The organism is Bradyrhizobium icense, from assembly GCF_001693385.1.
Lineage (GTDB): Bacteria > Pseudomonadota > Alphaproteobacteria > Rhizobiales > Xanthobacteraceae > Bradyrhizobium > Bradyrhizobium icense.
Window position 1 is genome coordinate 297,767 of record NZ_CP016428.1, and the last position, 26,664, is coordinate 324,430.

The following is a 26,664-nucleotide window of genomic DNA, read 5'->3' on the forward strand; positions in this document are numbered from 1 at the left end:
TAGATTGGTCTGACAAGAACCGTTGTCAACGGCCTACAAAGCGTTCCATGAATCCTAAGGGGTGCAATTAATCCGTCTCGATCGGCAACGACGCATCCTTGGCCCATTCGCCCATCGAGCCATCGTAGAGGGTGAGGTTGTCGTAACCGAGCCGGTAGAGCAGGAACAGGTCGATCGTCGCCGAAATGCCGCCGCCGCAATAGGCGACCACGCGCTTGTCCTTGGTGAAGCCCTGGGCGCTGAATTTGGCTTCCGCCTCCGCAAGCGGCACGAAGACCTTGGTCTTGGGATCGAGCAGCGTCGCGGCTGATACATTGCAACTGCCGGGTATGCGGCCGGGTCGGCCGTAGCGGCTTGGCTCCAGGCCCTTGTGAAACTGCGGGCCGAGCGCGTTGACGACGACCGTATTGCGCTCCGAGGAGGCCGCGAGCGTCGCGTGCTTGTCGACGAAGAATCCTCCCCTCGGCTTCGCCGTGAAGGTCGCCGGCGGATATCCCCTGGCAGGCCCCGTTTCGAGCGGGCGGCCTTCGAGCTTCCATTTGTCGAGACCGCCGTCGAGCACTGAAGCATTCTCAAAGCCGAGCGATTTGAGCATCCACCAGAACCGCGTCGCCCACATCGGCGTGCCGATGCTGTACAGCACGAGCCGGCTTTCGTTGGATACGCCGTGACGGCCGAACGCCTGCTCGAGCTGCGCGACATCGGGCATCATAAAGCGAAGTTCGGTGTCGGGATCGGAGAACTCGCCCTGCAGATCGAGAAAATCCGCCCCCGGAATATGCCCGGCCTCGAACGTGTGCCGCCCGGGCACGGTGAGATAGGGCTGGCTAGAGCCTTCGGGCGCGGGTTCGAGATAGGTGGTGCAGTCGAACAAGCGCAAATTGGGCTGGTCGAGAATGTCGGCGAGTTCCGCCGCGGTGATGAGCTCGTTATGCGCTGACATGCCGGCCTCCCGCCATCTTGAGCCGATGCTAGGGCCCGCATTGGGCCATGAAAAGGCGGCCGGGAAGTGCGCTCGCCCTTTCAATTCGGCGATTCCTGTCCAATATAGCGGTTAACGAAAAGACGAGGTATTTTGCCCTGTTTTCGACCGCTGCGGCTGGCCTAAGCAATTGAACATACAAGATAAAAATCCGCTATGTGACAAGGCGCACACCGCCGTCGCCGCCCCCTTGGTACATGTCACCAAAACCTGATATTCGAGGCCCCATGAACAAGCCCGAAATAATCCCGCAAGACGACGTCGCCGGCCCCAAGGCGAGGCACAAAACCACCCAGGTCATGGTCGGCAATGTTGCCGTCGGCGGGGGTGCGCCAATCGTCGTGCAGTCGATGACCAATACCGACACGGCCGATGTCGAAGGCACCATCGCGCAGGTCGCAGCGCTGACCCGCGCCGGATCGGAAATGGTCCGCATCACCGTCGATCGTGAGGAGGCCGCAGCCGCCGTTCCGCATATCCGCGACGGCCTGCGCAAGCGCGGCATCACCACGCCGCTGATTGGCGATTTCCACTATATCGGCCACAAGCTGCTCGCCGAATATCCGGCCTGCGCCGAAGCGCTCGACAAATATCGCATCAATCCCGGCAATGTCGGCTTCAAGAACAAGCGCGACACGCAATTCGCCGACATCATCGAGATCGCCAACAAGAACAACAAACCGGTCCGGATCGGCGCCAATTGGGGGTCGCTCGACCAGGAACTGCTAACCAGGCTGATGGACGAGAACACGGCCTCGCCGAACCCGCGCGATGCCCGCGCAGTGACGCGCGAGGCGATGGTGCAGTCGGCCTTGCTGTCGGCGGCCCGCGCCCAAGAACTCGGCATGCCCAAGAATCGCATGATCCTGTCGGCAAAAGTTTCCGCCGTGCAGGATCTGATCGCGGTCTATCAGGAGCTGGCGCGCCGTTCGGATTACGCCATCCACCTCGGCTTGACCGAAGCCGGCATGGGCTCGAAGGGCATCGTGGCCTCGTCCGCTGCGCTCGGCATCCTGCTGCAAGACGGCATCGGCGACACCATCCGCATTTCGCTCACGCCGGAGCCCGGCGGCGATCGCACGCTGGAAGTGCAGGTCGCACAGGAATTGCTGCAGACCATGGGCTTCCGCACCTTCGTGCCGCTGGTCGCGGCATGTCCCGGCTGCGGCCGCACCACGTCGACCACGTTTCAGGAACTGGCGCGCTCGATCCAGGATTTCATCCGCGACGAGATGCCGAACTGGAAAACGCAGTATCCCGGCGTCGAGCAGCTCAACGTCGCGGTGATGGGCTGCATCGTCAACGGCCCGGGCGAATCCAAGCACGCCAATATCGGCATCTCACTGCCCGGCACCGGCGAAGCGCCGGCCGCGCCCGTGTTTGTCGACGGCAAGAAATTCCGTACCCTGCGCGGCCCGACGATTGCCGCCGACTTCAAGGCGCTGGTGATCGATTATATTGATCAGCGGTATGGCAGCGGCAGCAAGACGCCGGTGACGGCGGCGGAGTAGGCTATCTCCGCTCGTCGTCCCTGCGAAAAGCGGGGACCCATAACCACAGGACTTCGTGGTTATGCCTGGGCTGTGGCTCCAGCTTTCACAACAATGTGCTCCTGTGGTTATGGGTCCCGGCTCAAGGCCGGGACGACACCTACTGCATTGCGCTCGACATCGCCTGCGCTACGATGCACCCCAATCAAGAACGATTGGGAGAACACCCATGAGCTCACTGTCCGGCAAGCAGGGTCCACGCTACCGGCACCTCGCCGATGAAGCCGAACCCTACGAAACCATAGGCGTGGAAAAACTCACCCCGATCATCGGCGCGGAAATTTCCGGCGTCGACATTGCAAAGCTCGTCTCGGACGACGCCCGTTCCAACCGGCAGATGGACGAAATCCATCGCGCGCTCGCCGAAAACCTCGTCATCTTCTTCCGCGACCAGCACATAACCCCGCAACAGCATCTGGCCTTCGGGCGCAAGTTCGGCGAGTTGCACGTGCATCCGGCGGCGCCGAATGAGGGCGACCCGGCGCTGATGAAGATCTATGCCGACAAGGATTCGCCGCGCGCCAATGGCGAGGGCTGGCACACCGACGTGTCCTGCGACGTCGAGCCGCCGATGGGCTCGATCCTCTACATCAAGCAGTGCCCGCCGCGCGGCGGCGATACGCTGTTCGCCAACATGTACGCCGCCTATGAGGCGCTGTCGGACCGGATGAAGACCTATCTCGACGGACTCACCGCGTTGCATGACGGCGAGCAGACCTATCGCGGGCTTTACGCCAACTATGGCGTCGCCGACCGGCCGGAATATCCGCGTGCCGAGCATCCCGTGGTGCGTACGCATCCCGTCACCGGCAAGAAGGCGCTCTACGTCAACCGTGGCTTCACCCGTTACATCATGGGCATCCCGCGCGACGAGAGCGATGCCATGCTCGGCTATCTCTACCAGCACGCAGAGAACCCGCTGTTCCAGTGCCGTTTCCGCTGGACGGAAAACGCCATCGCGTTCTGGGATAACCGGTGCGCCCAGCACCGCGCGATGTGGGACTACTGGCCGCATACGCGATCAGGCACGCGGGTTACGGTGAAGGGGGAAAGGCCGGTGTAGGCGTATCGTGTTCCGGACGCGTTGCATCGCGCAGCGCGTCACTTCGTGCCGCGCTGCGTCCCGGACACGAGAGTAGAACGAGCGTTGACGTTGTCGGCCACCCGCGTCAATCTTGCGCAAAAGAAAAACAACAATCCGGAGGACGCCGATGCTCCGCGCCGAAGACAACAAATTCCTAACGGAGAGCGGCCCTGGCACCGGCATGGGCGAATTGCTGCGCCGGTTCTGGATTCCCGTGTTGCTTTCCGAAGAACTGCCCGAGCCCGACGGTCCGCCGAAGAAGATCGTCGTGATGGGCGAGGAACTGCTCGCCTTTCGCGATACAAGCGGCGTCGTCGGCGTCATCGATCAATATTGCCCGCATCGCGGCGCCAATCTCTGGCTCGGCCGCAACGAGGAATGCGGCATCCGCTGCGTCTATCACGGCTGGAAGTTCGACACCTCGGGCGCTTGCGTCGACATGCCGACCTCCTACCCGGATCTCAACGCAAAAGACCTGATCCGCATCAAAGCCTATCCGGTGCGCGAGTGGGGCGACATGATCTGGGCCTATATGGGCCCGGCGGCTCAGGTGCCCGAACTGCCCGATCTGGAAATGGCGCTGGTGCCGCCATCGCATCGCTACGTTTCGAAGAAATGGCAGGACTGCAACTGGGTGCAGGCGCTGGAAGGCTCGATCGACACCGCGCATTTCACCTTCGCGCATCTGTCGTTCGAAAAGGAAGAGAACGAGATTCTCGATATCAAGAAGCACTTTGTGAATCCGCTTGTGCGCGTGGCCACCGATCACATGCGCTGGATCGCGGAAGATCCGCGCCCCGTCATCAAGATCAGCCCGCATGACGCCGGGCTCACGATCGCAGGCGGACGTCTCACCGGCAGCGATAACATCTATTGGCGCATCGCCCAGTTCCTGATGCCGGTGCATGCCTATGCGCCGAGCGCGATGCCGGGCGAGAACATTTTTGGCCAGAGCTTTGTGCCGGTGACCGATACCAATTGCTGGATCTATACCTATGCCTGGAATCCGGAACGGCCGATCACGGATGCCGAGCGTAAGGCCTACGATCGCGGCAACGGCGTCATTGCGGAGGTCGACGAGAATTACGTGCCGCTGCGCAACAAGTCGAACGACTACCTGATCGATCGCAAGCTGCAGAAGACCCATAGCTACACCGGCATCAAGGACGTGTCCGAGCAGGACGCCGCGGTGCAGGACAGCCAGGGCCCGATCGCCGACCGCACGCGCGAACATCTCGGCCCGACCGACCTCGGCATCATGCATTTCCGGAAACTGGTGATAGACGCCGCCCGGGCTCTGCAGAAAGGCGAGGCGCCGCCGCACCTGAAGCATCAGCACCGCTACGCCGTGCGCTCCGGCGCCTGCGTCGCCAGCAAGGCCAAGGACCTCGCCGCCGTCATGATCGAGCGGTTCGGCGATGCGGCTGGTTATGTTGGCGGTCCCGGCAGGAACGCGGCGGCGGAGTAGGGGCAGGCTCGATCCATCGTCATTGCTGTCGATGTTCACGGGCGTGCGGGCTTGAGTAAATATTACTCGCGCAGATCGTAGCGGTAGGATTTCGAGACGATCTTCCAGCCGTCGCGCAGTTTCATTGCCACCAGATAATCGGTGAAATAGCGCGGCGGCAATTGGCAGCGCACCTTGACGAAGGCAGTGGATTCGTCCGAGCGGTCTATCGTGACGATGAAATCCTCGCGCGGCTTTCCTTCAGCCTTCGCCGACGGCCGCTTGCGCACGCGGTCGAGCCAGTCCGGCACGGTCAACACCTGCAACTCACCCTTCTCCAGCCAGCGCAAATCGGCGGAGGGGTCGAAGATCGCGCCGAGCTTGTCGGCATCGCCCTCGTAAAGGCCATCGAAATAGTTCTGCACCGCGGCTTCGACGGTCGATCGGTCATGACTCACAGCTATTCCTCCCCGGCATTGGAAATTGGTTCGAGTTGAATTAAGCCACGAACCGGCGCATGGCGCTATGGTGAGTTCATCACAGGTGCGAGGGATTGCGGGTGGCGGGTTCAGCAAAATCGAATGCTCGCATTCTTGCCGGAGAATGCTTCTGTCGCGCGACGCGCTATGCCGTGGCGGACGAATTCGCATACGCCTTGAATTGCCACTGCTCGGATTGCCGGCGCACCACCGGTTCGGCATTCAAGCCGTTTGCCGGCATCGGACGTGACAAGTTTGATGTCACCAAAGGCAAAGAGCACATCATGATCTATGGCGATGCGGCGAACCACAACGCGCATTGTCCCAAATGCGGCTCGTTGCTCTATTCCGTGGTGCGCGATGGCGCCTTCGTCCATGTCGCCATGGGCACGCTGGTTGACGATCCCTCGATCCGTCCAACGGCCCACATCTTCGTCGGCTCCAAGGCGCCATGGTTCTTGATCACGGATGACCTGCCGCAATTTCCGGAACATGTCGTGCCGCGGTGATCCCGCCGGCGTACACGTTCGTCGCCACATCCGGGCGGAACCCGGCGGAAAAGGTGATTGGCGATGGCCGAACCCGCGGGACACTTGCCAGACTAAGGGTAGAGAGGGCGCGTCTCACATGCTCGTGGTTCGTGACCTAACTCACAAAGCCCGCCTGATCCTTCTGATAGGCAGGCCGGTGTGGTAAAAGAGTACGAGGCTCCGGAGGAGTCATGATGATATCTGGATCGCTAAAATTGTGCCGATGGGCACTTGCAGCCGCCGCCTTCCTGCTGGTGAGCGAGCCGGCCTTTGCCGAGAAGCGCGTCGCGCTGATCCTCGGCAATTCCGCCTACCAGAATGTCGCACCACTCACCAATCCGGTTAACGACAGTTCCAAAATCGCAGCGACGCTGAAGGACGCCGGCTTCGACGTCGTCGATTCCCGCCGCGACTTGCCGGCGGCCGAGACCCGCCGCGCGCTGCGCGATTTCGCCGATCGCGCGCGCGATGCCGATATCGCCGTGGTCTATTACGCCGGCCACGGGATCGAAGTCGACGGCGCGAATTACCTGATTCCCGTCGATGCGCGGCTGGAACGCGATACCGACATTTATGACGAGGGCCTCTCGCTCGATCGCATCCTGATCGCAATCGAGCCGGCCAAGAAGCTGCGGCTCGTGATACTCGACGCTTGCCGCGACAATCCGTTTGCCCGCACCATGAAGCGTACCGTCGCGTCGCGCGCGATCGGGCAAGGCCTGGCCAAGGTCGAGCCGACCAGCCCCAACGTCCTGATCGCCTATTCGGCCAAGGCCGGTTCGACGGCGGCCGACGGTGACGGCCAGAACAGCCCGTTCACGGCGGCGCTGTCGAATCATTTGACCAAGCCCGGGCTCGACGTGCGCCGCGCGTTCGGCTTTGTCCGCGACGAGGTGCTCAAGACCACCAACAATCGGCAGGAACCCTTTGTGTATGGTTCGCTCGGCGGTGAAGACGTGCCGCTGGTGCCGGCACCGCGCGCGGCGCCGGCGGCCGCTGCACCGGCCCTGAGCGCGCAGGCCGAAGCCCGCCGCGATTACGAACTCGCGCTACAGATCGGCAACAAGAGCGCGCTCAACGCCTTCCTTGCGCAATATCCCGACGGTTTCTATTCGAGCCTCGCAAAACTTCAGCTCGACAAAATCGCGGCCGAGGACGCACGCCTCGCGGCCACCGAGAAAGCGCGGCTGGCCGAGCAGGAGCGGGCGCGGCTCGCCGCCGAGGGCGCCCAGAAGTCGCAGCAGGCAAAGGCCGAAGCGGAAGCCAAGGCTGCCGAGCGGGCGCGCATCGCGGCCGAAAAGGCCAAGCAGGTGGCGCAGGAGCAGGCGGCCGCGGCCGAGCAGAAGCGCGTCGCCGCCGAAAGCGCAGCCGGCGACAAGACGTCGGCTCCAGCACCCGCGGAGAAGGACAAGGCCGTAAACGTTGCTGCCCTCACGGCCGGCCCGCCGCAGGCTGACGTCACAAAATCGGTGCAGGCCGAACTGCGCCGCGTCGGCTGCCTGAGCGGCAATGCCGACGGCAACTGGAATGTCGCCTCGCAGCGGTCGCTGACTTTATTCAACCGTTACGCCGGAACCAAACTCGACACCAAGGTCGCCAGCGTCGATACGCTCGATACGATCAAGCTGAAATCGGCGCGCGTGTGCCCGCTGGTCTGCGAGCACGGCTTCAAGGCCGAGGGCGAGCGCTGCACCAGGATCACCTGCGCTGAGGGCTCGTTCCTCAACGACGACAATGAATGCCAGAAGCGTAGCGCCAGGAAGCCGGTCGCCAAGCGCGACAGGCCGGAAGCAAGGCGAGTTCCTGAAGCAAGGCAAGGTCGGGAGCCAAGGCAGGCGATTGTTACACGTTCCCAGAATCCGAATGCTCCAGGGATGTCCCAGCAAGGCCGTCCGCTTACCGGCCACGAACGTGCGGTGGGTTGCCACTCGTTCGGTGCCATCATGTCGGGCGTCTGCCCGTAGCCTGCAGCCGGAGCCGGCGTGCTAGCGAACACGCCGGCGTCCGGCTCATTCCTGTTCCTGTCCCGCCTCAAAGCATTGACGCCAGCGATCAGATCGCGCTCGCCGCGATATTCACCATCAGGCCCCAGCCGACGATGAGACGTGTCGCCAGCCGGCGTGTGTCAGGCACCAGGAAGAATACGGCCATGCCGACCGTGAGGGCGATGAAGGTGCGCAGTCGGCCATAGACGCCGGACCGGTATCGGTAGGGCTCCGGAAGCGGACAAGGCGTTTCTCGAATTCCTTGTCCATCCGCTCGCCTTCTAATGCGCTAATTCCTGCGCTCAGCGACGAAGCGCGCGGCTGCCCGCAAGACGTCTCCCTTCGGCCCAAAGATCGAAAGCGCCGAGTCCGCGCGCGCCAGGAGATCGCGCACGCGCTGCTTGGCGCCTTCAATGCCGAGCTGGGTGACGAAGGTGGTCTTGCCAAGCGCCGCATCCTGGCCGGTCTGCTTGCCGAGCGCTGCGGCGTCGCCCTCGACGTCGAGCAAATCGTCGGCAATCTGGAAGGCCTCGCCGAGCGCGCGGCCGTAATCGTCGAGCGCCCGGTATTCCTTGGGCGTGGACTGGCCGAGGATGGCACCGGCGATGCAGCCATAGCGGAGCAGCGCGCCGGTCTTCATCTGCTGCAGCCGCGCCACGTCGACCGGTTCCCGATCGCCGAAGCGGCCTTCGCCGGCGAGGTCGAGGATCTGGCCGCCGACCATGCCGCCGATGCCGGAAGCGCGGGCCAGCGCCCGCGTCAGGAGCAGGCGCACATTGGCGTCCTTGTGGATCTCGTCGCGCGTGACGATGTCGAACGCCAACGTCAACAGCCCGTCGCCGGCAAGAATCGCGGTGGCGTCGTCGGTCTTCTTGTGCAGCGTGGGCCGGCCGCGGCGCAAATCGCTGTTATCCATCGCCGGTAAATCGTCATGGATCAGCGAATAGCAGTGGATGCACTCCAGCGCCGCGCCGACCAAAAGGGCCGCCTCGCGCGGCACGCCGAACACGGCGGAACTTTCGACCACCAGGAAGGGCCGCAGCCGCTTTCCGCCGTTGAGGCTGGAATAGCGCATCGCCTCCATCAGCCGCTTCGGCCGCGCGATCTCGTCGGGCAGCAGCGTATCGGACAACAGCTTCGCCAGCAGCGCTTCGGTATCCTCCGCGGTCTGGTCCAGTCGTTTGGCAAAATCGGCAGTGGCGGTCGTCATTAAGAATAGCTCCAGATCAATTTGGCCCGGACAATGTTTGATGGCGGGCGCTTCGTCAATTCCATGACGCAGGTCACAAAAGCGCTGGAAAACGTCCGAAATATCATGGAGATGTCACGTGGGTGGGGCCTGTTCAGCGGTCCCGGCCGGGCTGGGCTGAACCGGAAGCATCCAATTTGCGCATTGTCCGAATTTTAGTGCTGACCCTGCTGGCGGTGCTGTTGCTGCCCTATCTGGTGACGCCGTTCTACCGTACCGGGCATCCGGTCTCGGCGCTGATGGCTTGGCGCTGGCTGAAGGGTGCGCCGGTGTCGCGGCAATGGATCGATTTCAAAGCGATGTCGCCTTACCTGCCGCGCTCGGTGGTCGGCTCCGAAGACGCCAGATTCTGCAGTCATCGCGGGATCGATTGGGGCGCGCTGCAGGACGCAATCGACGAGGCCGAGGACGGCGAGCCCGCCCGCGGCGGATCGACGATCACCCAGCAGGTGGCGAAAAACCTGTTCCTGTGGCCGGGCCGCAGCGTGGTCCGCAAGGCGCTGGAACTGCCGCTCGCGATGTGGATCGATCTGGTGCTGCCCAAGCAGCGGATCCTGGAAATCTATCTCAACATCGCTGAGCTCGGCCCGTCCGGGCAGTTCGGGGCGGAAGCCGGGTCGCTCTACGCCTTTGGCCGTTCGGCCTCGACCCTGTCGCCGCGCGAGGCCGCCTTGCTGGCGGCGATCTTGCCCAATCCGGTGCGGCGCAGCGCCCGCAATCCCGGCCCCGGGGTGCGCCGTCTGGCCGCCACCTACATGGCGCGGGCCAATACCGCGGCGCTACAGCGCTGCTGGAGCGAGAATCGCGCTTTTTGAGCCAATTTTCGGCCGCTTTTACCGCAACCTGCCCTAGCTTTACGCCAGTCCATCCTCTATAAGCGCGGCCTTATCGGCATCGCAGCCCGTGCGCGAAGCGCTGGGCGGTCTGGTTTCGGACGGATGCCTCCGACAACACCCCTAGAGGACCGTTATGGCCGTTCCCAGAAGAAAAACATCGCCCTCGCGGCGTGGCATGCGCCGCTCGGCGGACGCCCTGAAGAAACCGACCTATGCCGAGGACAAGGATTCGGGCGAGCTGCGCCGTCCGCACCACCTCGACCTGAAGACCGGCATGTACAAGGGCCGGCAGGTGCTGAAGAAGAAGGAATCCTGACCGGATAGGGGATGGGGCGCCGCCTCCCATGGCGTCTGCCCGAATTTGGCCAACGAGTGGGCCAACGGTTCCACAGGGCGAAGCGATGCTTTGCCCGGGGACATTTCCGGTTTTCCTAGCAAGGCGCGATACCCATGGTCGGTTTTCCGCTGCTTCTGATTCCGCTCGCGATCTACAACATCATCGTCTTCCTGATGCCGGAGGTATCGTTCACCGATCCGCTGGTGAGGCTGACCTTGGTGTCGGGTGCGGAATGGACGGTGACGCTGAGCGACGTGCTGCTCACGCTCAGTATCTTGCTGCTGCTCGCCGAGGTCATTAAAGGCGCGCGGCCCGGCGCGAAATATCTCACCGACCACCTGCTGTCGCTGATCGTGTTCGGCGCGGCGGCGGCTGAATTCCTGCTGTGGCCGAAGTTTGGCACCTCGACCTATTTCCTGATGACGGCGCTGTCGCTGGTGGATTTCATCTCCGGCCTCGCATTGCGGACGCGACGCCGCGGCGTCGCAGCGGCGGCGCCGGTTCCTCCAGCAAAAGGCGCCGAAAAAGCCGAGGCCCCGGCAGCTGAGCCCAAAATCGAGCCGGCACCGGCAGCCGCACCTTCGCCTGCGCCTGCTACACCAGCGGCAGCCTCTGTTGCCGAATCCGTGTTGAAGGATCACGCCGAACCGAAACCGGTGCAACCCGCCGCCGCGCCCGAGGCGACTTCACCGCCAGCCCCGTCGCCCGCAGTGTCGTCATCGGAAGTCCCTGAGCCAGAAGTCCCTGCACCCCAAACCTCTGCACCCCGAGTCCCGTCGCCAGGACTACAGCCGGGCTCGGGCCCTCCGCCCTCGGATAAGCCCGATGATACGCCCCAGCGCTGATCTAGATGGTTTGCCGTGTCCGGAAGCCGGTGATGCAGCGCCGGATCTGACTGGCGCCATAGGCCGTCTGAGCATCTTCCAGCGAGGCGCGTCTCAGGCCGCGGGTTTGCGGCGCCTGGTCGGCGGTCGCGATCAACTGCGCGAGGAAGGTCGGATCGGGCCGCGGCGTCGCCGCTTTCTGTGACCAGTGCACGGACTGGGTGACCGGCACCAGTTCGACGCAGGCCGGCTCGTCGAGGTTGACGAACTCACCGTCCAAAATTTCCTCTGATCGATCGATATCCAGCATCGCGCACCGCAACCGGCTGAAACTGTCACGTTTCGGGACGAAACGCCCCACTGCGATCTGACCTCGCAAGGTCTATGCCGATCCCTTGTGATTCGTTCCCGGCTGACCCGGAAAGTCCGTGAAACATGGTTTCCGGATTATTTATCAACTTTGCCTAGCCTCTCGTTCGAAACAGCCACTATCCTCAAGGCTTAAGGAATCACCCGGTGGTGTCCCGAATCGAGGCGATCTGATGCCCCCTGTCCCGGAAGCCTCCAGCATTCTCGCCTCGCTAGGCCAGGCGACTTTCGTTTGGGACCTGATAGCGGACACCATCGCCTGGAGCGACAACGCCGGCGCGGTTTTCACCGACATTCCGGCGGAAGCGCTGGCGAGTGGCGCCGGGTTCGCCGGGCTGATCGAGCCCTCCCGTTCGATCCGGACGGAGGCCCTCACTCAATCGCCGCCACCGCGGGGCGACGAAGGCGCCGCCTACCGGATCGAATATGGCGTGCGAGCCTCGAGCTCCGCGCCGGTACTCTGGATCGAGGAAACCGGTTGCTGGTTTGCTGGACCCGACGGCAAGCCGGTGCGCGCGCAAGGCATTGTCCGCATCAACAATGAGCGCCGTGCCCGCGACGAGCAATTGCTGAAGCTCTCGATGCACGATCCGCTGACCGGTGAACTCAATCGCACGCACCTCATCGCCTCACTGGCGGAAGCGATCGAGGAAGCCGCGCGTTTCCGATCGACCTGCGCCTTCATGCTGATCGGCATCGACCATTTGGCGCGCGTCAACGACGCCTTCGGCTTCGACGTCGCGGACGCCGTGATTGCCGAAGTCGGAAAGCGCATCCGCGCCAAGCTGCGCGGCGGCGACGTGCTCGGGCGGTTCTCCGGCAACAAGTTCGGGCTGATCTTGAGGAACTGCACCGTCGACGACGCCAATATCGCGGCCGAGCGCTTCCTGGCAGGGATCCGCGACGAGGTAATCCCGACCAAATCCGGCCCCGTCTCGGTGACGGCATCGATCGGTGCGATCAGCATCCCCCGTTACGCCCGTAATGCCGATGAGGCCGTCAACCGCGCACAGGAGACCCTCGACGGCGCCAAGCGCCGCCGCGCCGGATCGTTCTCGCTGTGGAAGCCGAACGTCGAACGCGACGCCCAGCGCCGCGTCAACATCCGCGTCACCGACGAGATCGTCACTGCATTGAACGAGCGGCGGATCGTCACCGCCTTCGAGCCCGTGGTCGAAGCGCGCTCGCGGCAGCCGGCGTTCTACGAATGCCTGGTGCGGATGGAGCAGGAGGACGGGCAGGCGCTGCTGGCGCCCGACATCGTTCCGGTCGCCGAGCGATTGGGCCTGATCCGGCTGGTCGATCACCGCGTGCTCGAACTTGCGGTCGCTGAACTTGCGGCGTCGCCGAACGTGCGGCTCAGCCTCAACATCTCGCCCGACACCACCATGGACCCGGATTGGTGGACCGGTATCGAATCGCTGATGCAGGCGCATCCCGGTGCCGGCGAGCGGCTGATCGTCGAGATCACCGAAACGGTTGCGATCCAGGACATCGACGATATCAGGGGCTTCATCACACGACTGAAGAATTTCGGCAGCCAGATCGCGATCGACGATTTCGGCGCCGGCTACACCTCATTCCGCAACCTGCGCAAGCTCGGCGTCGACATCGTGAAGATCGATGGCGCCTTCGTGCAGAACATCGCGCGCTCCGCCGACGATCGCGCCTTCGTGCATACCCTGATCGATCTGGCCAACCGCCTGCAGATCAAGACGGTCGCGGAGTGGGTGCAGGACGAGGAAGCCGCCGTGATGCTGCGCGAATGGGGCTGCGACTACATCCAGGGCCGCCTGATCGGGCTGGCGTCGCCGCAGCGTCCGTGGGCGGCGGCGGATGCGAGCGTGATGCCGGCGGCGGGGTAGCCTCTCTCCGCCTGTCCCTGCGAACGCAGGGACCTATACGCCGCGGCCCATCAGCGGGGCAATCGGGTAGACGGCTTCGCTAAACGATCAACGCTGGTAGTTATGAGTCCCTGCGTTGGCAGGGACGACAGTGGAGAAAGTGAAACGAAGGAGAGTCCTATTCTTCCTTCTTCGGCTCTTTCGACATGCGCTCGAGGCGCTCCTGCATGTCCTTCATCTGGCGGCGAAGATCGTCGATATTGTCTCCGTCGGGCGACGACTCCGGCACCTTCTCCGGTTCGGGCGAGGTCGCTCCGGCGCGCGGCGGCACGAACGGCTTGAACATCGAAAACGTCTGCTGAAACAATTCCATGTTGCGGCGAACGTGTTCTTCGAGCGGTGCGAACGGCGTGCCGCTGAAGGTGTTGGTGAGCTGCTTGCGGAATTTTTCCTGTTCGCGCGTCAGCGTATCGATCGACTGTTCGAGATATTTCGGCACTACCAGTTGCATGCTGTCGCCGTAGAAGCGGATCAACTGCCGCAGGAAAGTGGTGGGCAACAGATTTTGTCCGGCCTTGTTTTCCTGCTCGAAAATGATCTGCGCCAGCACCTGGCGCGTAATATCGTCGCCGGTCTTGGCGTCGTAGACGAGAAAATCCTCGCCTTCCTTCACCATCGCTGCGAGATCCTCGAGCGTCACATAGGTGCTGGTGCCGGTATTATAGAGCCGCCGGTTGGCGTACTTCTTGATGGTGGTAGGTTGTTCTGACTTTGCCATAAGCTCACACACATCGACACCGAGAGCAGGGAACCCGGCGGCTTCGCCGGCGGGCAGACGAGCAACGCAAACGCAGCAAAGTAAGCATTTTCAATGCGGTTCGGCTACCGTTTTGTGCGGCACGGTTAATTCCAAGGCATGGACGCTGCTATGGAAACCCTCACGGGGATCATTTTGAATGCGCCGCGGCAGGAATTTGGGCCCTGGCCGATTGACATGGGTCAATGGGGTTAACAGGATAAGGTGAGAGACAGGCTCGCCACCCCGGCCCGCCCGCCGTCGAAGAAACCTCAAGAACCCCCATAAGGAGATGTCCATGTCAGACGATGTCGTCATCGTCAGCGCCGCCCGCACCCCGGTCGGCAGCTTCAACGGCGCGTTCGCCACCACCCCGGCCCATGACCTCGGCGCCATTGCCATCAAGGCGGCTCTGGAGCGCGCGGGCGTCGAGCCGGGCCAGGTCTCCGAAGTCATCATGGGCCAGATCCTGACCGCGGCGCAGGGCCAGAACCCGGCCCGCCAGGCCTCGATCAACGCCGGCATTCCGGTGGAGAGCCCGGCCTGGGGCGTCAACCAGCTCTGCGGCTCGGGCCTGCGCTCGGTCGCGCTCGGCTACCAGGCACTGCTGAACGGCGATTCCTCGATCGTCGTCGCGGGCGGCCAGGAATCGATGAGCATGGCCCCGCACGCCCAGTACCTGCGCAGCGGCGTCAAGATGGGCGGCCTCGAGCTGGTCGACACCATGATCAAGGACGGCCTGTGGGACGCCTTCAACGGCTACCACATGGGTAACACCGCCGAGAACGTTGCCAAGCAATACCAGATCACCCGCGCACAGCAGGACGAGTTCGCCGTCGCCTCGCAGAACAAGGCCGAGGCCGCGCAGAAGGCCGGCAAGTTCAAGGACGAGATCACCCCGGTCACCATCAAGACCCGCAAGGGCGACGTTGTGGTCGACACCGACGAATATCCGCGTCATGGCGCTACCCTCGATGCGATGGGCAAGCTCCGCGCGGCCTTCGAGAAGGACGGCACTGTGACCGCCGGCAACGCCTCGGGCATTAATGACGGCGCCGCCGCCGTCGTGCTGATGACCGCCAAGGAAGCAGCCAGGCAGGGCAAGAAGCCGATCGCCCGCATCGTGTCGTGGGGCCAGGCTGGCGTCGATCCCAAGATCATGGGCACCGGTCCGATCCCCGCCTCGCGCACTGCCCTGAAGAAGGCCGGCTGGAACGTCGGCGACCTCGACCTGATCGAGGCCAACGAGGCGTTCGCGGCGCAGGCCTGCGCGGTCAACAAGGATCTCGGCTGGGATACCTCCAAGGTCAACGTCAACGGCGGCGCAATCGCGATCGGTCATCCGATCGGTGCGTCGGGCGCGCGCGTGCTGGTGACGCTGCTGCATGAGATGCAGAAGCGCGACGCCAAGAAGGGCCTCGCCACGCTCTGCATCGGTGGCGGCATGGGCATTGCGATGTGCGTTGCACGCGACTGAACTAAAGGCAGAGTGAGCGGTTGAATGATGAAAAGATCATCTCGCAACCGCGGCTCGAATTGGTAAAGATGAAATGCCCGGTCTCGCGCCGGGCATTTTCATCTTGTGGGGAGCGTTTTTAGGAACACGTGAAACAAGAACACTTGAAACAAGAACGCTTCACAAGCTGAAGATTGAGATTCGTCAAAAGACCGGGACAATTCCGGCGTACTAAGAGTTTACCAAGGAGGACTACGACATGGCACGTGTGGCATTGGTTACGGGAGGTACGCGGGGCATTGGCGCTGCGATCAGCAAGGCACTGAAGGCTGCTGGCTACAAGGTTGCGGCAAGCTATGCCGGCAACGATGCGGCCGCCGAGAAATTCAAATCCGAGACCGGCATCCCCGTCTACAAATGGGACGTCGCCTCGTTCGATGCTTGCGCCGAAGGCATCAAGAAGGTCGAGGCCGATCTCGGGCCGATCGACGTGCTGGTCAACAATGCCGGCATCACCAAGGACGGCGCCTTCCACAAGATGACGCTTGAGCAGTGGAACGCGGTGATCAACACCAATCTCGGCTCGCTGTTCAACATGACGCGCCCGGTGATCGAAGGCATGCGCGCCCGCAAATTCGGCCGTATCATCAACATCTCCTCGATCAACGGCCAGAAGGGACAATTCGGCCAGGTCAACTATTCCGCGGCCAAGGCCGGAGACATCGGCTTCACCAAGGCGCTGGCGCTGGAGAATGCCAAGGGCGGCGTGACCGTCAACGCGATCTGCCCCGGCTACATCAACACCGAGATGGTGCAGGCGGTGCCGAAGGAGGTGCTGGAGAAGAGCATTCTGCCGCTGATCCCGGTCAATCGCCTCGGCGAACCCGAAGAGATCGCCCGCGCGGTGGTGTTCCTGGCTGCCGACGAGGCCGGCGGCATCACCGGCTCGACCATGACGATCAACGGCGGGCAGTACATGGTTTGATCGACGCCCGTCTTTGATTGCACGCAGTCACGGACTGTAGAACGTCATCATGCCCGGGCTTGCCCCGGGCATCCATGTCTTTACAACGAACGGCAGAAAGACGTGGATGGCCGGGATGAATCCGGCCATGGCGGAAGAAGCTGATCAATTGCCGAAACTCATGACTCCCCGTGCCGCCACGCTGATCGGACTGACCGCGATCCTGATGTGGTCGCTGCTCTCGGTCCTGACGGTTGCGACAGGAAAGATCCCGGCGTTCCAGCTCGCCGCCATGACGTTTGCGATCGGCGCCCTGGTTGCTTTCGCAAGTTTCCTGTTCCGGCCCGCCGCCTTTGGCGCGTTGAAGCAGCCACCGGTCGCCTGGGTCGTCGGGGTCGGTGGCTTGTTCGGCTATCACGCGCTGTATTTCCTCGCGCTGCGCTTTGCGCCGCCGGCGGAAGCCGGCCTGTTGAATTACCTCTGGCCGCTCCTGATCGTGCTGTTCTCGTCGCTGCTGCCGGGCGAGCGGCTGGCGCCGCATCACATCATCGGTGCGTTGCTCGGGCTTGCCGGCACGGTGCTGCTGTTCGCCGGCAATACCGGTAGCTTTACGTCCGGCCAGATCCCGGGGCTGGCTGCGGCCTTTGTCGCCGCCTTCGTGTGGGCCGCCTATTCGGTGATGTCGCGCAAGCTCAAGGCGGTGCCGACGGATGCGGTCGCCGGGTTCTGTCTTGCCACTGCGCTGCTGGCTGCGCTCGTGCACATCATGGTGGAGAAGACGGTCTGGCCGGAAACGATCGGCCAGTGGCTTGCCGTCCTGGCGCTCGGCGTCGGACCGGTCGGCGCGGCGTTCTTTGTCTGGGACGTCGGCATGAAGCGCGGCGATATTCGCGTGCTCGGCGCGGCGTCCTACGCGACGCCATTGCTATCGACGGCATTTCTGATTCTTGCCGGCTTCGCCCAGCCGACCGCCACGATCGCCATCGCCGCGATTCTGGTCGCCGGCGGCGGCCTGATCGCGGCGAAGGATATGGTTTGGAAAAAGATGTAGATGGGTTTCGCTTCTGCTCAACCCATCCTACGAGGACTGATCGTGGCGAGAGACATGATGTGGCGGAAGTCTTAGGCGGCAGGCTTCCAGCCCGGTGGCTTGTGCACCGCTTCCGGAATTTGCCCGAGTTCCGAGTGCTGCAGCTTCTCGGACGTCAGTCCGTAGAGTTGCTGGAAGCTCATGATCAGCGGCCGCCATCTGCCCACCATGCCGACGACATCGGCGCGAGGTTGAATGAACCGTCCTCATTGGTCGAGCCGATCAGAACCACCGGCGTGCCGAAATAGAGAATCGCCGGTTCGATCTGATGTGAAACGCTGAATGTCCCGTGCATTTTCCGCTTCTCGTGTTGCGGGGCGGAAACTAAGTTCAAGTGCGCATTAAACCCACCCGATTCCCGATCATTCGCCACCGTTGAACCGCTCTTGGTAAAGCCCGGCTTGTAGCTCTCTCGCCCGTCACGTTTTCACACGCAGGGCAGCAAGCGTCGCGACACAAAACGCCAGCAACGTCACGCCCGCGTTGACGGCGTGGGAATATTCCCAGTGCCGGCGCGAGGCTTGCCAATCCTTGGGCTTCACAGTCCAGTTGTCGGTGGCGACGTTGACCGGGTTGGTCCAGATCAGGAAAATTGCCAGATTGACGAGGATGAGAGCCGCTGCGGCCACCGCAAGCCAAAGTGCCAGTTGGTCACCTCTGACTTCGACCGCGAGAGCCAGGTTGGCAATCAACGCCGCCGGCAAGAACAGGCCGATCACCCACCAGCCGACATAGATGCGTTGGACCACGAAGTAGTCCTGCTCGGACATCTGCATCTTGTGGCGCAGTTCGAACAGATGCGCAGCCGGAGCGATGACGGCAAGGCCGGTGAGAATGACTGCCAGGAATCGAATGATCATCGGAGCGGCTTCCGTCATGCAAGTGGGACGGCGCGCAGCATTCGAACCCGCATGGCCGAAAGACCGGACCGGGTCGCGGCTCGCCCGCAGGCTGCTTTTCGCTACCAACCTCGTGGTCCGGCCGGCGTTCCAGCGATTATCGGGAGGCTGGCCGGCGATTCACGCGCGCCTCCGCGCATCTCATCGCGAAGGGAACCAATCCGGTTTTGCCAGCTCAAACTTCGCAAAATCGAATCCGGGCGCGACGGTGCATCCGACCAGCGTCCAGGCGCCGTTGCTTTCAGCGGACTGCCAGGCGTGCGGAGGCACAACAGCTTGCGGAACTTCGCCGCCAGCGAGATCGGGCCCAAGTTTGACGCTGCGTCGGCCGCCGTCATCGGCGATCTGCAGCGTCAGTGACGCGCCTGCGTAGTAATGCCAGACCTCCACCGCATCGATGCGGTGCCAGTGCGAGCGCTCGCCGCGTGCCAGCAGGAAGTAGATTGCGGTCGATCGCGAACGGCCGTCGGCGTCCACGCTGGTGTCGCGAAACGTCTCGCGATAATGCCCGCCTTCGGGATGCGGCCTAAGGTCGAGCCGCGCGATGATCTCGGCCGCTTGTTTCGAAAGCGCCATCAGGACTTGTTCTTGCGTTCGCGCAGTTCGCCGAATACTTCGACGGCGCTGGCACCCTTCATGTGCAGCTTGGCCGCCACCGACGGCTCGTCGGCGCGCAGGAACACGTTGGCCTTTTTCTCCTCCCCGAGCAGCACCGGAATCGTCGGCTTGTTCTCGGCGCGCAGCCGGGTCACTTCCTCGGCGCGCGCCTTCAGCGCCGGATTGTCGCCGTCGACGGTGAGCGCGAACTTGACGTTGGAAGCGGTATATTCATGGCCGCAATAGAGCTTGAAATCGTCAGGCAGCGCGCGGAGTTTCAGCAACGAATCCCACATCATCGGATAATTGCCCTCGAACACCCGGCCGCAGCCGATCGAGAACAGCGTATCGGCGGCGAACACCGCTTTCTCCGTATCGAACACGTAGGAAATGTGATCGAGGGTGTGGCCGGGCGTTTCCAGCACGCGCGCCAGCAGACTTCCCACCTTGATCACGTCGCCATGGGCGGCGCGCAGGTCGACATTGGCAATCTTGGTGGACTTGTCATGCGGTGCAACGACGCGGCAATGATACTTCTGTTTCAGCTCGGCGATGCCGCCAACATGGTCATGATGGTGATGAGTGACGAGAATATCCGTCAGCGTCCAGCCCTCACGCTCCAGTGCCTTGATGATCGGGGCGGCTTCCGGCGCGTCGATCGATGCGGTGGCCTTGGTCGCGGGATCGTGGATCAAATAGCCGAAATTGTCGTTGAGGCAGGTGAAGGTGCGAATTTCCGCGGCCATGACAGCTCCTGATTCAGGCTTTCAGCCCCATTTAATCCGAAAGAAATATGGCGTTAACGCTTGCGCGGCAATGCCATTTTCGGCGCGCCGCAACGAAACACGGTGTGGTAGATTGCGCCCATGACCATCGACGTCATCGATCTCCGCGACTTCTATTCGCAGCGCCTCGGCATCGTGGCGCGGCAGTTGATCAACCGCGGCATACGAGCGCGCTGGCCCGAAGCTGCAGGGCAGCGCGTTCTCGGGCTCGGCTATCCGACGCCCTATCTCGGGCTGTTTCGTGAGGATTCGGAGCGCTGCATCGCCTTCATGCCGGCGGCGCAGGGCGTCTTGAAGTGGCCGACCGGGCGGCCTGCGCTGGCTTCGCTGATCGATGAATTCTCGATGCCATTGCCGGACGCTGCGGTTGACCGCATTCTGCTGGTCCATGCGCTGGAAATGTCCGACGATCCGGAGCGCTTGTTGCGCGAGGTGTGGCGGATACTGGCGCCATCCGGCCGGCTGATTGCGGTGATCCCGAACCGGCGGGGCGTCTGGACGCGCACCGACAATACGCCGTTCGGTCACGGCCGGCCCTATTCGCGCGCGCAGATCACGCAATTGCTGCGGCAGACCTGGTTCACGCCGGCGTCGTGGGGCGAAGCGCTGTTTCTGCCGCCGGTCGGCAATAGCTGGTTTCTGCGCTCCGCGATGGCGTGGGAGCGTGTCGGCGCCGCGCTGTCGCTGCCGTTCGCCGGCGTCCATATCGTGGAAGCGACCAAACAGGTCTATCGCGCGATCCCCGCGGGCCGCGAACGCACGCGGCTGATTCCGTCTCTGGAGCCAGTGCTGGTGCCGTCGTCGACGGCGACGCGGGACAAGGCATAGGCCTTTTCGTCGTCCCTGCGAACGCATGCGTCCGCAGGGACGACGATTGTGGGTGAACTACTTACTCATTCCCGGGATTGAAGTCTTCGCTTGGCGCGGCAGGCGCGGCCATGCTGTCGGGACGCGGGCCGTGCGGCCGGCGGCGCCGGCGCGGGAAACGCTCGCCGCGGCCTCCCTCTTCGTATCCGCCGGGCGTGCCGTTCACCTGCGGCTGCGGGCCGGTGATGAAGGAGGGCAGGCGATCGACGCCGCCGGTATCGGCAATCACCGGCTGTGGCTGGGGTTGCGGCTGATACTGCGGCTGCGGACGGTGCTCGCGTTCGCGATGGTGTTCGCGCGGCTGCTGGTCGCGTTGGTAGGGCTGGCCGTCGCCGCGCTGTTCACGCGGATTGTTGTCGCGGATGTAGGGCTGCGGCTGCTGCGGGACGAAGCCCGGCTCCTGGCCGAAATGCGAAAAACCCTCGCCGTCGTCGTCGCCTTCTTCCGCCGGCTGCATTTCGGGGTCGACGCGCGGCTGCGGCTGGTTCTGCCGGAACTGCTCCTGCGCGGCAGCGATCAGGCGAAAATAATGCTCGGCGTGCTGGTAATAATTCTCGGCCGCGACCGGATCGCCGGAAGAGCGCGCGTCGCGCGCCAACTGGACGTATTTTTCGGCAACGTGCGAAGCGGTGCCGCGGATCTTGATATCGGGTCCGTTCGATTCGAACACCCGGGTCATCGGGTTTTGACCACGCCGGTTATTGTTGTTGTTATTGTTGTTATTCCGGTTGCGCATCCGCTTGTTGTTTTGACCGTTTCTCATGTCTCGCCTTTATTCCAGCCCTGAAGTTATGCAGTTGCCGTCGTAGCCTGATCCGATCCGGCGCACGCTCATGCGCACCGAATCACGATGCCGTTCAAATTCGTGTCGTCGATTTCGCCAATCATCGCGTTCAGCAAAGACGCGTTCCCCAATCGGCGGCGTACAGTCGCGCGCCGGATCAAATCATTCAGCCTGCCAAAACCAGCCTAACCGTCTTGCATGACGGCTTCGCGTGACTGGCTGTTGCGTAAGTCTTCAAGCGCAATATCAGGCTTTCGTTCGCTTTACGGTCGAGAGCAGCACAGCTCCAGCTATTGCGCTCAATTCGACCTGCGTTTTGGAACCTTTCACCCGGCGGGCTCTCGTTTCGAGAACTCTGGCCTCACCCGTATGATCTTACGGGGCCAGCAACCCTGGACCGATGTTGTGACCGGAACGTAGTCGCTCCGGGGGAATATTCCAAGGGGTTTTTTTGCGTTCCAAAAGGACTTTATCGGGCCATTTTGTGACCCGCGACCGCCCTCGGAATGCCTGCCAGATCGGCCTTGGGGGCCATTGCAGGCGTTAACCCTGAGGCCGCCATCAGGGCCTGGATTGGGCCGCTTTGGCCCTCACCAGCCTCCACGACCAGGGCTGCACCCGGGGCAAGGAGGCCAGCCGCCTGGGGGATCAACGCGCGGTAAGCGTCCAGCCCGTCGGCGCCACCATCGAGCGCGGCGAGCGGATCGTAGTTCCTGACCTCCTCGGCCAGGTGAGCGATGTCGGCCGAGCGAATGTAGGGCGGATTCGAAACAATCAGATCGAACGTGCCGGACAATCCGCCGGCATAGTCGCAGGCGACGAACGTCGCGCGATCCGATAATCCTGCACGCGCCGCGTTGGCCGTGGCGGTCTGCAGCGCGGCCTTCGAAATATCGGTCCCGAATCCATGCGCTGCTGGCAGCTCGGACAAGAGCGCCAGCAGGATCGCGCCGGAGCCGGTGCCGAGGTCGGCGATGCGCAAGGGACGACTGAGGTCGCCACGGCCGCGCAGCAGTTCCAGCGCCAGTTCGACCACGGTCTCGGTATCGGGCCGCGGCACCAGGGTTGAGGAGGAGAGTTGCAAGGGCAGGCCCCAAAACTCCTTCTCGCCGATGATACGGGCGACCGGTTCTCCCCCGAGGCGACGGCGGGCGAATTCCTCGAGGCGTGCCGATTCGTCCGAGGCGAGCTCGCGCCGTGCAGCCGATATCAAGCCGGTCAGGTCGAGGCCAAGTGCATGGCCTGTCAGAATCCGTGCGTCGAGTTCGGCGGATTCGATGGCGGCGGCTTTGAGTCTCGCTGCGAGCACGCGCCGCGCGGTCTCGACCGTCTGGCCGACGAAATCCGTCATGCGGCGACCCACAATCTTGACGTCGTCCCTGCGAACGCAGGGACCCATAACCACAGGCCGTTATTGTTGCGAGAGGTCTCGGCCCCCACCGCCCAGATTGCGAGGCCGCGGCGTATGGGTCCCCGCTTTCGCGGGGACGACGGCCGGATGATGCTCACGCCGCCGCGCCTTGCGCCGCGAGTTGCGCGGCCTGGTGCTCGGTCGTCAGCGCATCGATCAGTTCACCCAGCGCCTCGCCCGAAATCACCTGCGGCAATTTGTAGAGCGTCAGGTTGATGCGATGGTCGGTGACGCGGCCCTGCGGGAAGTTATAGGTGCGGATGCGCTCGCTTCGGTCGCCGGAGCCGACCTTCTCCTTGCGGTCCGCGGAGCGCGCGGCATCGGCGCGCTGGCGTTCGGCGTCGTAGATGCGCGAGCGCAGGATATTCATCGCGGAGGCGCGATTCTTGTGCTGTGAGCGGCTGTCCTGCATCATCACCACGATGCCGGTCGGGATATGCGTGATGCGGATCGCCGATTCGGTCTTGTTGACGTGCTGACCGCCGGCGCCCTGCGCGCGCATGGTTTCGATCCTTAAGTCCTCATTCTTGATGTCGACATCGACATCCTCGACCTCGGGCAGTACCGCCACCGTTGCAGCCGAAGTGTGAATCCGCCCCTGCGTTTCGGTGTCGGGCACGCGCTGCACGCGGTGCACGCCGGATTCGAACTTCAGCTTGGCGAAGGCGCCGCGGCCCTGCACTTCGGCGATGATTTCCTTGTAGCCGCCCACGGTACCTTCCGAGGCCGAGATCACCTCGACCTTCCAGCCCTGCAAGGCGGCAAACCGCTCATACATCCGGAACAGGTCGCCGGCGAACAGCGAGGCCTCGTCACCGCCGGTGCCGGCGCGGATTTCCAGCATCACGTTGCGGTCGTCCATGGCGTCCTTGGGCAGCAGCGCCACGCGAATCTTCTGCTCGAGATCAGCGGCGCGCGCCTGCAGCGTTTCAAGCTCGGCTTCCGCCATGCTGCGGATTTCGGGATCGGTGCCGGCGTCAGCCAGGAGCGATTCGGCGCCTGCAATCTCGGCCCGCGCCGTGCGATAGGCCTTGACCGCATCGATCAGCGGATTGAGCTCGGCGAGCTCGCGCGTGATCTGGACGTATTTTTCGGAATTCACCTGGCCCAGCAGCTCAGCCTCCAACGAGGCATGATGGGCGAGCAGGATGTCGAGTTTGGCTTCGGGTAGCATGGCGTATTTCTCAGGCGGCGGATGCGGAAAGGTGGCGTTGTCGGGCGAGAGCCTCGCTACAACGACAGCCCCTCGGCTTCCGCGAATTCCGTCAGCTTCTGCCGGATCGAGACGCTGCCGGCCGGCGCGTCGAGCAGCGGCATCAGGACAGCTTCCGCCTTTTTGGCGTCGAGGTCGAGGATCATGGCCTTGACCGGCCCATGCCCGGTGGCCGACAGCGAGAGCGAGCGGTAGCCGAGCGCAATCAGGGCCAGCGCGCCGAGCGGCTTGGAGGCCATCTCGCCGCACAATGAGGCCATCTTGTTGGCGGCTTTCGCCTTGCACACGATGTCACGCAGCGCGCGCAGGATCGGCGCCGACATGGTGTCGAACCGATCGGAAACCTTGGCGTTGCCGCGGTCGACGGCGAACAAGAACTGGAACAGATCGTTCGACCCGACCGAGACGAAATCCACCTTCTTCAGCAGTTCGTCGAGCTGATAGAGCAGCGCCGGCACCTCCACCATGGTGCCGACGTCGATACGTTCCGGCAGCGCGTGGCCGTGCTGGCGCAGGTATGTCAGTTCGCGCTCGACGATGGCCTTGGCCTGGTCGAACTCGGCGACATCGGAAATCATCGGGAACATGATTTTCAGCGCGCGACCGCCGCCAGCCCGCAGCAGCGCGCGAATCTGGCCGCGCAATAGTCCCGGCCGGTCGAGCCCGAGCCGGATCGCGCGCCAGCCGAGCGCCGGGTTTTCCTCGATCACAGTCTCCATATAGGGCAGCGCCTTGTCGCCGCCAATATCGAGGGTGCGGAACGTGACCGGCTTGGAGCCGGCGGCGTCCAGCACGGTGCGATAAAGCGCGAGTTGATCGGAAGAACGCGGCAGGCTCTGGCCGACCATGAACTGCAGCTCGGTGCGAAACAGCCCGATGCCGGCGCTGCCGGTGTCGTCGATATGCGGCAGGTCGATGACGAGACCCGCATTGATCATCAGCTCGACTTTTTGGCCGTCCTTGGTCACGCAGGGTTTGTCGCGCAGCGCGGCATACTGCGCCTGCCGCCGCGCGCGAAACCGCACCCGCTCGGCATAGGCCGACTCGATTTCCGCGGAGGGGCGGACATAGATCGAACCCGAGGTACCGTCGACGATGATGGGGTCGCCGGGATCGGCGATCCCTGGCGCGTTCGGCACTTCGCCGACCGCAGGGATTCCGAGCGCACGCGCCACGATCGAGACGTGGGAGTTCGCCGTGCCTTCCTCCAGCACCAGGCCGCGCAGCCGCTTGCGATCGTAGTCGAGCAGCGCCGCCGGTCCCATCGCGCGCGCGATCAGAATGGCGTTTTCGGGAAGCTGCTCGCGCGAGGGCGCGTGATCCTGACCGACCAATTGCCGCATCAGGCGGTGGCCGAGGTCTTCGAGGTCGTGCAGGCGGTCGCGCAAGTAAGGATCGGTCGAGCGCAGCATGCGCGCGCGAGTATCGGACTGCACGCGTTCGACCGCGGCTTCCGCCGTGAGGCCGGTAGCAACCGCCTCATGCAGCTTGTGCGACCAGCCGTGGTCGTTGGCGAACATCCGGTAGGCTTCCAGCACCTCGCGGTGCTCGCCGCCGTCGGCGACGTCGCCGCGCTCCAGCATGCGGTCGAGATCGGCGCGCAGCTTGGCCAGCGCTGCATCCAGTTTCTTGATTTCCTTCGGCAGGTCTTCGGCGATGTAGTTGGTGATGACGACACGCGGCTCGTGCAGCACGACGTGGCCGAGCGCGATGCCGTCGGAGAGGATCGCGCCTGTTTTGTGCAGGGAATGCCGTGCCGCCGGTTCCGCGCCGGGTTGTGCCAGCGCCGCCAGCTCGCCGGAGGCGATCATCTCCGCGAGCACCATGGCGGTGGTCTGCAGCGCCTCGACCTCTTCCTCGACATAGGTGCGCTTGGCGCGGTTCTGCACCACCAGCACGCCGAGCGTGTTGCCGGCGCGCAGGATCGGAACGCCGAGGAACGAATGGTAGATTTCTTCGCCGGTTTCCGGGCGGAACGAGAATGCCGGGTGGCTTTGCGCGTCCGAGAGGTTCAGCGGGCTCGCCTCGCTGGCGACCAGGCCGACGAGGCCCTCATGCGCGTTCAGCACGGTGCGGTGCACCGCGTCGCGGTTCAGACCCTCGGTGGCATAGAGCTCGAGCGTGTTATCGATGCGCAGCACGTAGCAGGAGCAGACCTCGGCCACCATGTTGGCCGCGATCAGCACCACGATCTTGTCCAGGCGTTCTTGCGCCGAGACCTTCTCCGCCATGGTTTCGCGGAGCCGTCTCAACAGGACGCGGGGACCTCCCGACGTGCTCCGCATG

At 63.5% G+C, this 26,664-nt stretch carries 25 protein-coding genes and 1 pseudogene; 13 read left to right on the forward strand and 13 right to left on the reverse strand.

Annotation, left to right across the window (positions count from 1 at the left end; translation table 11 throughout):
* Positions 1-67: 67 nt before the first annotated feature.
* Positions 68-943: a sulfurtransferase gene (locus LMTR13_RS01450; protein WP_065726374.1), complete on the reverse strand. Its 876-nt coding sequence runs from the start codon at positions 941-943 to the stop codon at positions 68-70.
* Between the two features lie 266 nt (positions 944-1,209).
* On the opposite strand from LMTR13_RS01450, the gene ispG reads away from it, so the two are divergent.
* From ispG to LMTR13_RS01465, 3 genes are all read left to right on the forward strand, one after another.
* A complete protein-coding gene (gene ispG, locus LMTR13_RS01455; protein ID WP_065726375.1) occupies positions 1,210-2,493 on the forward strand; it encodes a flavodoxin-dependent (E)-4-hydroxy-3-methylbut-2-enyl-diphosphate synthase in 1,284 nt (427 codons plus the stop codon).
* Between the two features lie 208 nt (positions 2,494-2,701).
* A complete protein-coding gene (locus LMTR13_RS01460; RefSeq protein ID WP_065726376.1) occupies positions 2,702-3,595 on the forward strand; it encodes a TauD/TfdA dioxygenase family protein in 894 nt (297 codons plus the stop codon).
* 148 nt (positions 3,596-3,743) lie between these two features.
* Positions 3,744-5,084 carry a Rieske 2Fe-2S domain-containing protein gene (locus tag LMTR13_RS01465; RefSeq protein WP_065726377.1) on the forward strand — a complete coding sequence of 447 codons (1,341 nt, stop codon included), beginning with the start codon at positions 3,744-3,746 and terminating at the stop codon, positions 5,082-5,084.
* 62 nt (positions 5,085-5,146) lie between these two features.
* On the opposite strand, the gene LMTR13_RS01470 is transcribed toward LMTR13_RS01465, so the two are convergent.
* Complete coding sequence (locus LMTR13_RS01470; RefSeq protein ID WP_065726378.1) at positions 5,147-5,521, reverse strand: nuclear transport factor 2 family protein; 375 nt, start codon at positions 5,519-5,521, stop codon at positions 5,147-5,149.
* Between the two features lie 101 nt (positions 5,522-5,622).
* Here LMTR13_RS01470 and LMTR13_RS01475 point away from each other — a divergent pair, with 101 nt between their 5' ends.
* Positions 5,623-6,051: a GFA family protein gene (locus LMTR13_RS01475; RefSeq protein ID WP_065726379.1), complete on the forward strand. Its 429-nt coding sequence runs from the start codon at positions 5,623-5,625 to the stop codon at positions 6,049-6,051.
* Between the two features lie 212 nt (positions 6,052-6,263).
* Entirely contained in the window at positions 6,264-8,036 is a 1,773-nt protein-coding gene (locus LMTR13_RS01480; protein ID WP_083218593.1) for a caspase family protein, read from the forward strand.
* Between the two features lie 310 nt (positions 8,037-8,346).
* Here the strand turns inward: LMTR13_RS01480 and LMTR13_RS01485 are convergent, their stop codons facing one another.
* Positions 8,347-9,267: a polyprenyl synthetase family protein gene (locus LMTR13_RS01485; RefSeq protein WP_065726380.1), complete on the reverse strand. Its 921-nt coding sequence runs from the start codon at positions 9,265-9,267 to the stop codon at positions 8,347-8,349.
* Positions 9,268-9,443: 176 nt separating this feature from the next.
* On the opposite strand from LMTR13_RS01485, the gene mtgA reads away from it, so the two are divergent.
* The 3 genes from mtgA (at position 9,444) to LMTR13_RS01500 (ending at position 11,324) form a co-directional block, all read left to right on the forward strand.
* On the forward strand, positions 9,444-10,121 hold the full coding sequence (mtgA, locus tag LMTR13_RS01490) for a monofunctional biosynthetic peptidoglycan transglycosylase (protein WP_065726381.1): 678 nt from the start codon (positions 9,444-9,446) through the stop codon (positions 10,119-10,121).
* Positions 10,122-10,275: 154 nt separating this feature from the next.
* Entirely contained in the window at positions 10,276-10,458 is a 183-nt protein-coding gene (gene rpmF, locus LMTR13_RS01495; RefSeq protein ID WP_028347701.1) for a 50S ribosomal protein L32, read from the forward strand.
* 134 nt (positions 10,459-10,592) lie between these two features.
* Complete coding sequence (locus LMTR13_RS01500) at positions 10,593-11,324, forward strand: hypothetical protein (RefSeq protein WP_065726382.1); 732 nt, start codon at positions 10,593-10,595, stop codon at positions 11,322-11,324.
* Position 11,325: 1 nt separating this feature from the next.
* On the opposite strand, the gene LMTR13_RS01505 is transcribed toward LMTR13_RS01500, so the two are convergent.
* Positions 11,326-11,613 carry a hypothetical protein gene (locus LMTR13_RS01505; protein ID WP_065726383.1) on the reverse strand — a complete coding sequence of 96 codons (288 nt, stop codon included), beginning with the start codon at positions 11,611-11,613 and terminating at the stop codon, positions 11,326-11,328.
* 232 nt (positions 11,614-11,845) lie between these two features.
* Here LMTR13_RS01505 and LMTR13_RS01510 point away from each other — a divergent pair, with 232 nt between their 5' ends.
* Positions 11,846-13,537: a putative bifunctional diguanylate cyclase/phosphodiesterase gene (locus LMTR13_RS01510; RefSeq protein ID WP_156795384.1), complete on the forward strand. Its 1,692-nt coding sequence runs from the start codon at positions 11,846-11,848 to the stop codon at positions 13,535-13,537.
* A 157-nt stretch (positions 13,538-13,694) separates the two neighbouring features.
* On the opposite strand, the gene phaR is transcribed toward LMTR13_RS01510, so the two are convergent.
* Complete coding sequence (gene phaR, locus LMTR13_RS01515; RefSeq protein ID WP_065726384.1) at positions 13,695-14,294, reverse strand: polyhydroxyalkanoate synthesis repressor PhaR; 600 nt, start codon at positions 14,292-14,294, stop codon at positions 13,695-13,697.
* Positions 14,295-14,610: 316 nt separating this feature from the next.
* Between phaR and LMTR13_RS01520 the strand changes: the two genes are divergently transcribed.
* The 3 genes from LMTR13_RS01520 (at position 14,611) to yddG (ending at position 17,783) form a co-directional block, all read left to right on the forward strand.
* The gene (locus LMTR13_RS01520) at positions 14,611-15,789 is read left to right on the forward strand and encodes an acetyl-CoA C-acetyltransferase (protein WP_065732324.1); all 1,179 of its coding nucleotides are present in this window, start codon (positions 14,611-14,613) and stop codon (positions 15,787-15,789) included.
* A 238-nt stretch (positions 15,790-16,027) separates the two neighbouring features.
* The gene (gene phbB / locus LMTR13_RS01525) at positions 16,028-16,753 is read left to right on the forward strand and encodes an acetoacetyl-CoA reductase (RefSeq protein ID WP_065726385.1); all 726 of its coding nucleotides are present in this window, start codon (positions 16,028-16,030) and stop codon (positions 16,751-16,753) included.
* Between the two features lie 160 nt (positions 16,754-16,913).
* Complete coding sequence (yddG, locus tag LMTR13_RS01530; protein ID WP_065732325.1) at positions 16,914-17,783, forward strand: aromatic amino acid exporter YddG; 870 nt, start codon at positions 16,914-16,916, stop codon at positions 17,781-17,783.
* A 202-nt stretch (positions 17,784-17,985) separates the two neighbouring features.
* On the opposite strand, the pseudogene LMTR13_RS42100 reads toward yddG, so the two are convergent.
* The 4 genes and pseudogenes from LMTR13_RS42100 to gloB form a co-directional block, all read right to left on the reverse strand.
* Positions 17,986-18,117 (reverse strand): annotated as a pseudogene (locus LMTR13_RS42100) (flavin reductase family protein); the annotation flags it as partial.
* Positions 18,118-18,241: 124 nt separating this feature from the next.
* A complete protein-coding gene (locus tag LMTR13_RS01535) occupies positions 18,242-18,682 on the reverse strand; it encodes a DUF1772 domain-containing protein (RefSeq protein WP_065732326.1) in 441 nt (146 codons plus the stop codon).
* Between the two features lie 180 nt (positions 18,683-18,862).
* Complete coding sequence (locus LMTR13_RS01540) at positions 18,863-19,297, reverse strand: cupin domain-containing protein (protein WP_065726386.1); 435 nt, start codon at positions 19,295-19,297, stop codon at positions 18,863-18,865.
* On the reverse strand, positions 19,297-20,064 hold the full coding sequence (gloB, locus tag LMTR13_RS01545) for a hydroxyacylglutathione hydrolase (protein ID WP_065726387.1): 768 nt from the start codon (positions 20,062-20,064) through the stop codon (positions 19,297-19,299). The genes LMTR13_RS01540 and gloB overlap by 1 nt, the downstream gene beginning before the upstream one ends.
* Before the next feature lie 120 nt (positions 20,065-20,184).
* Between gloB and LMTR13_RS01550 the strand changes: the two genes are divergently transcribed.
* Positions 20,185-20,931 carry a methyltransferase domain-containing protein gene (locus LMTR13_RS01550; RefSeq protein WP_156795385.1) on the forward strand — a complete coding sequence of 249 codons (747 nt, stop codon included), beginning with the start codon at positions 20,185-20,187 and terminating at the stop codon, positions 20,929-20,931.
* Between the two features lie 61 nt (positions 20,932-20,992).
* Here the strand turns inward: LMTR13_RS01550 and LMTR13_RS01555 are convergent, their stop codons facing one another.
* The 4 genes from LMTR13_RS01555 to ptsP all read right to left on the reverse strand — a co-directional run bounded on the left by LMTR13_RS01555 (position 20,993) and on the right by ptsP (position 26,663).
* A complete protein-coding gene (locus LMTR13_RS01555; protein ID WP_065726388.1) occupies positions 20,993-21,733 on the reverse strand; it encodes a DUF4167 domain-containing protein in 741 nt (246 codons plus the stop codon).
* A gap of 490 nt (positions 21,734-22,223) precedes the next feature.
* Positions 22,224-23,105, reverse strand: coding sequence for a peptide chain release factor N(5)-glutamine methyltransferase (prmC, locus tag LMTR13_RS01560; RefSeq protein WP_065726389.1), 882 nt, complete (start codon positions 23,103-23,105; stop codon positions 22,224-22,226).
* Between the two features lie 154 nt (positions 23,106-23,259).
* Complete coding sequence (gene prfA, locus LMTR13_RS01565; protein ID WP_065726390.1) at positions 23,260-24,339, reverse strand: peptide chain release factor 1; 1,080 nt, start codon at positions 24,337-24,339, stop codon at positions 23,260-23,262.
* Between the two features lie 56 nt (positions 24,340-24,395).
* A complete protein-coding gene (gene ptsP, locus LMTR13_RS01570) occupies positions 24,396-26,663 on the reverse strand; it encodes a phosphoenolpyruvate--protein phosphotransferase (protein ID WP_065726391.1) in 2,268 nt (755 codons plus the stop codon).
* Between the last annotated feature and the right edge of the window lies 1 nt (position 26,664).

Bases quoted from the DNA above. Each gene is read 5' to 3' on its own strand.
- LMTR13_RS01555 (WP_065726388.1), bottom strand. From the start codon at position 21,733: ATGAGAAACGGTCAAAACAACAAGCGGATGCGCAACCGGAATAACAAC.
- LMTR13_RS01510 (WP_156795384.1), top strand. From the start codon at position 11,846: ATGCCCCCTGTCCCGGAAGCCTCCAGCATTCTCGCCTCGCTAGGCCAG.
- prmC (WP_065726389.1), bottom strand. From the start codon at position 23,105: ATGACGGATTTCGTCGGCCAGACGGTCGAGACCGCGCGGCGCGTGCTC.
- phaR (WP_065726384.1), bottom strand. From the start codon at position 14,294: ATGGCAAAGTCAGAACAACCTACCACCATCAAGAAGTACGCCAACCGG.
- phbB (WP_065726385.1), top strand. From the start codon at position 16,028: ATGGCACGTGTGGCATTGGTTACGGGAGGTACGCGGGGCATTGGCGCT.
- LMTR13_RS01485 (WP_065726380.1), bottom strand. From the start codon at position 9,267: ATGACGACCGCCACTGCCGATTTTGCCAAACGACTGGACCAGACCGCG.
- LMTR13_RS01480 (WP_083218593.1), top strand. From the start codon at position 6,264: ATGATGATATCTGGATCGCTAAAATTGTGCCGATGGGCACTTGCAGCC.
- ispG (WP_065726375.1), top strand. From the start codon at position 1,210: ATGAACAAGCCCGAAATAATCCCGCAAGACGACGTCGCCGGCCCCAAG.
- LMTR13_RS01500 (WP_065726382.1), top strand. From the start codon at position 10,593: ATGGTCGGTTTTCCGCTGCTTCTGATTCCGCTCGCGATCTACAACATC.
- LMTR13_RS01450 (WP_065726374.1), bottom strand. From the start codon at position 943: ATGTCAGCGCATAACGAGCTCATCACCGCGGCGGAACTCGCCGACATT.
- LMTR13_RS01505 (WP_065726383.1), bottom strand. From the start codon at position 11,613: ATGCTGGATATCGATCGATCAGAGGAAATTTTGGACGGTGAGTTCGTC.
- LMTR13_RS01540 (WP_065726386.1), bottom strand. From the start codon at position 19,297: ATGGCGCTTTCGAAACAAGCGGCCGAGATCATCGCGCGGCTCGACCTT.
- LMTR13_RS01520 (WP_065732324.1), top strand. From the start codon at position 14,611: ATGTCAGACGATGTCGTCATCGTCAGCGCCGCCCGCACCCCGGTCGGC.
- LMTR13_RS01460 (WP_065726376.1), top strand. From the start codon at position 2,702: ATGAGCTCACTGTCCGGCAAGCAGGGTCCACGCTACCGGCACCTCGCC.
- ptsP (WP_065726391.1), bottom strand. From the start codon at position 26,663: ATGCGGAGCACGTCGGGAGGTCCCCGCGTCCTGTTGAGACGGCTCCGC.
- yddG (WP_065732325.1), top strand. From the start codon at position 16,914: ATGACTCCCCGTGCCGCCACGCTGATCGGACTGACCGCGATCCTGATG.
- LMTR13_RS01535 (WP_065732326.1), bottom strand. From the start codon at position 18,682: ATGATCATTCGATTCCTGGCAGTCATTCTCACCGGCCTTGCCGTCATC.
- LMTR13_RS01465 (WP_065726377.1), top strand. From the start codon at position 3,744: ATGCTCCGCGCCGAAGACAACAAATTCCTAACGGAGAGCGGCCCTGGC.
- prfA (WP_065726390.1), bottom strand. From the start codon at position 24,339: ATGCTACCCGAAGCCAAACTCGACATCCTGCTCGCCCATCATGCCTCG.
- LMTR13_RS01550 (WP_156795385.1), top strand. From the start codon at position 20,185: ATGACCATCGACGTCATCGATCTCCGCGACTTCTATTCGCAGCGCCTC.
- rpmF (WP_028347701.1), top strand. From the start codon at position 10,276: ATGGCCGTTCCCAGAAGAAAAACATCGCCCTCGCGGCGTGGCATGCGC.
- gloB (WP_065726387.1), bottom strand. From the start codon at position 20,064: ATGGCCGCGGAAATTCGCACCTTCACCTGCCTCAACGACAATTTCGGC.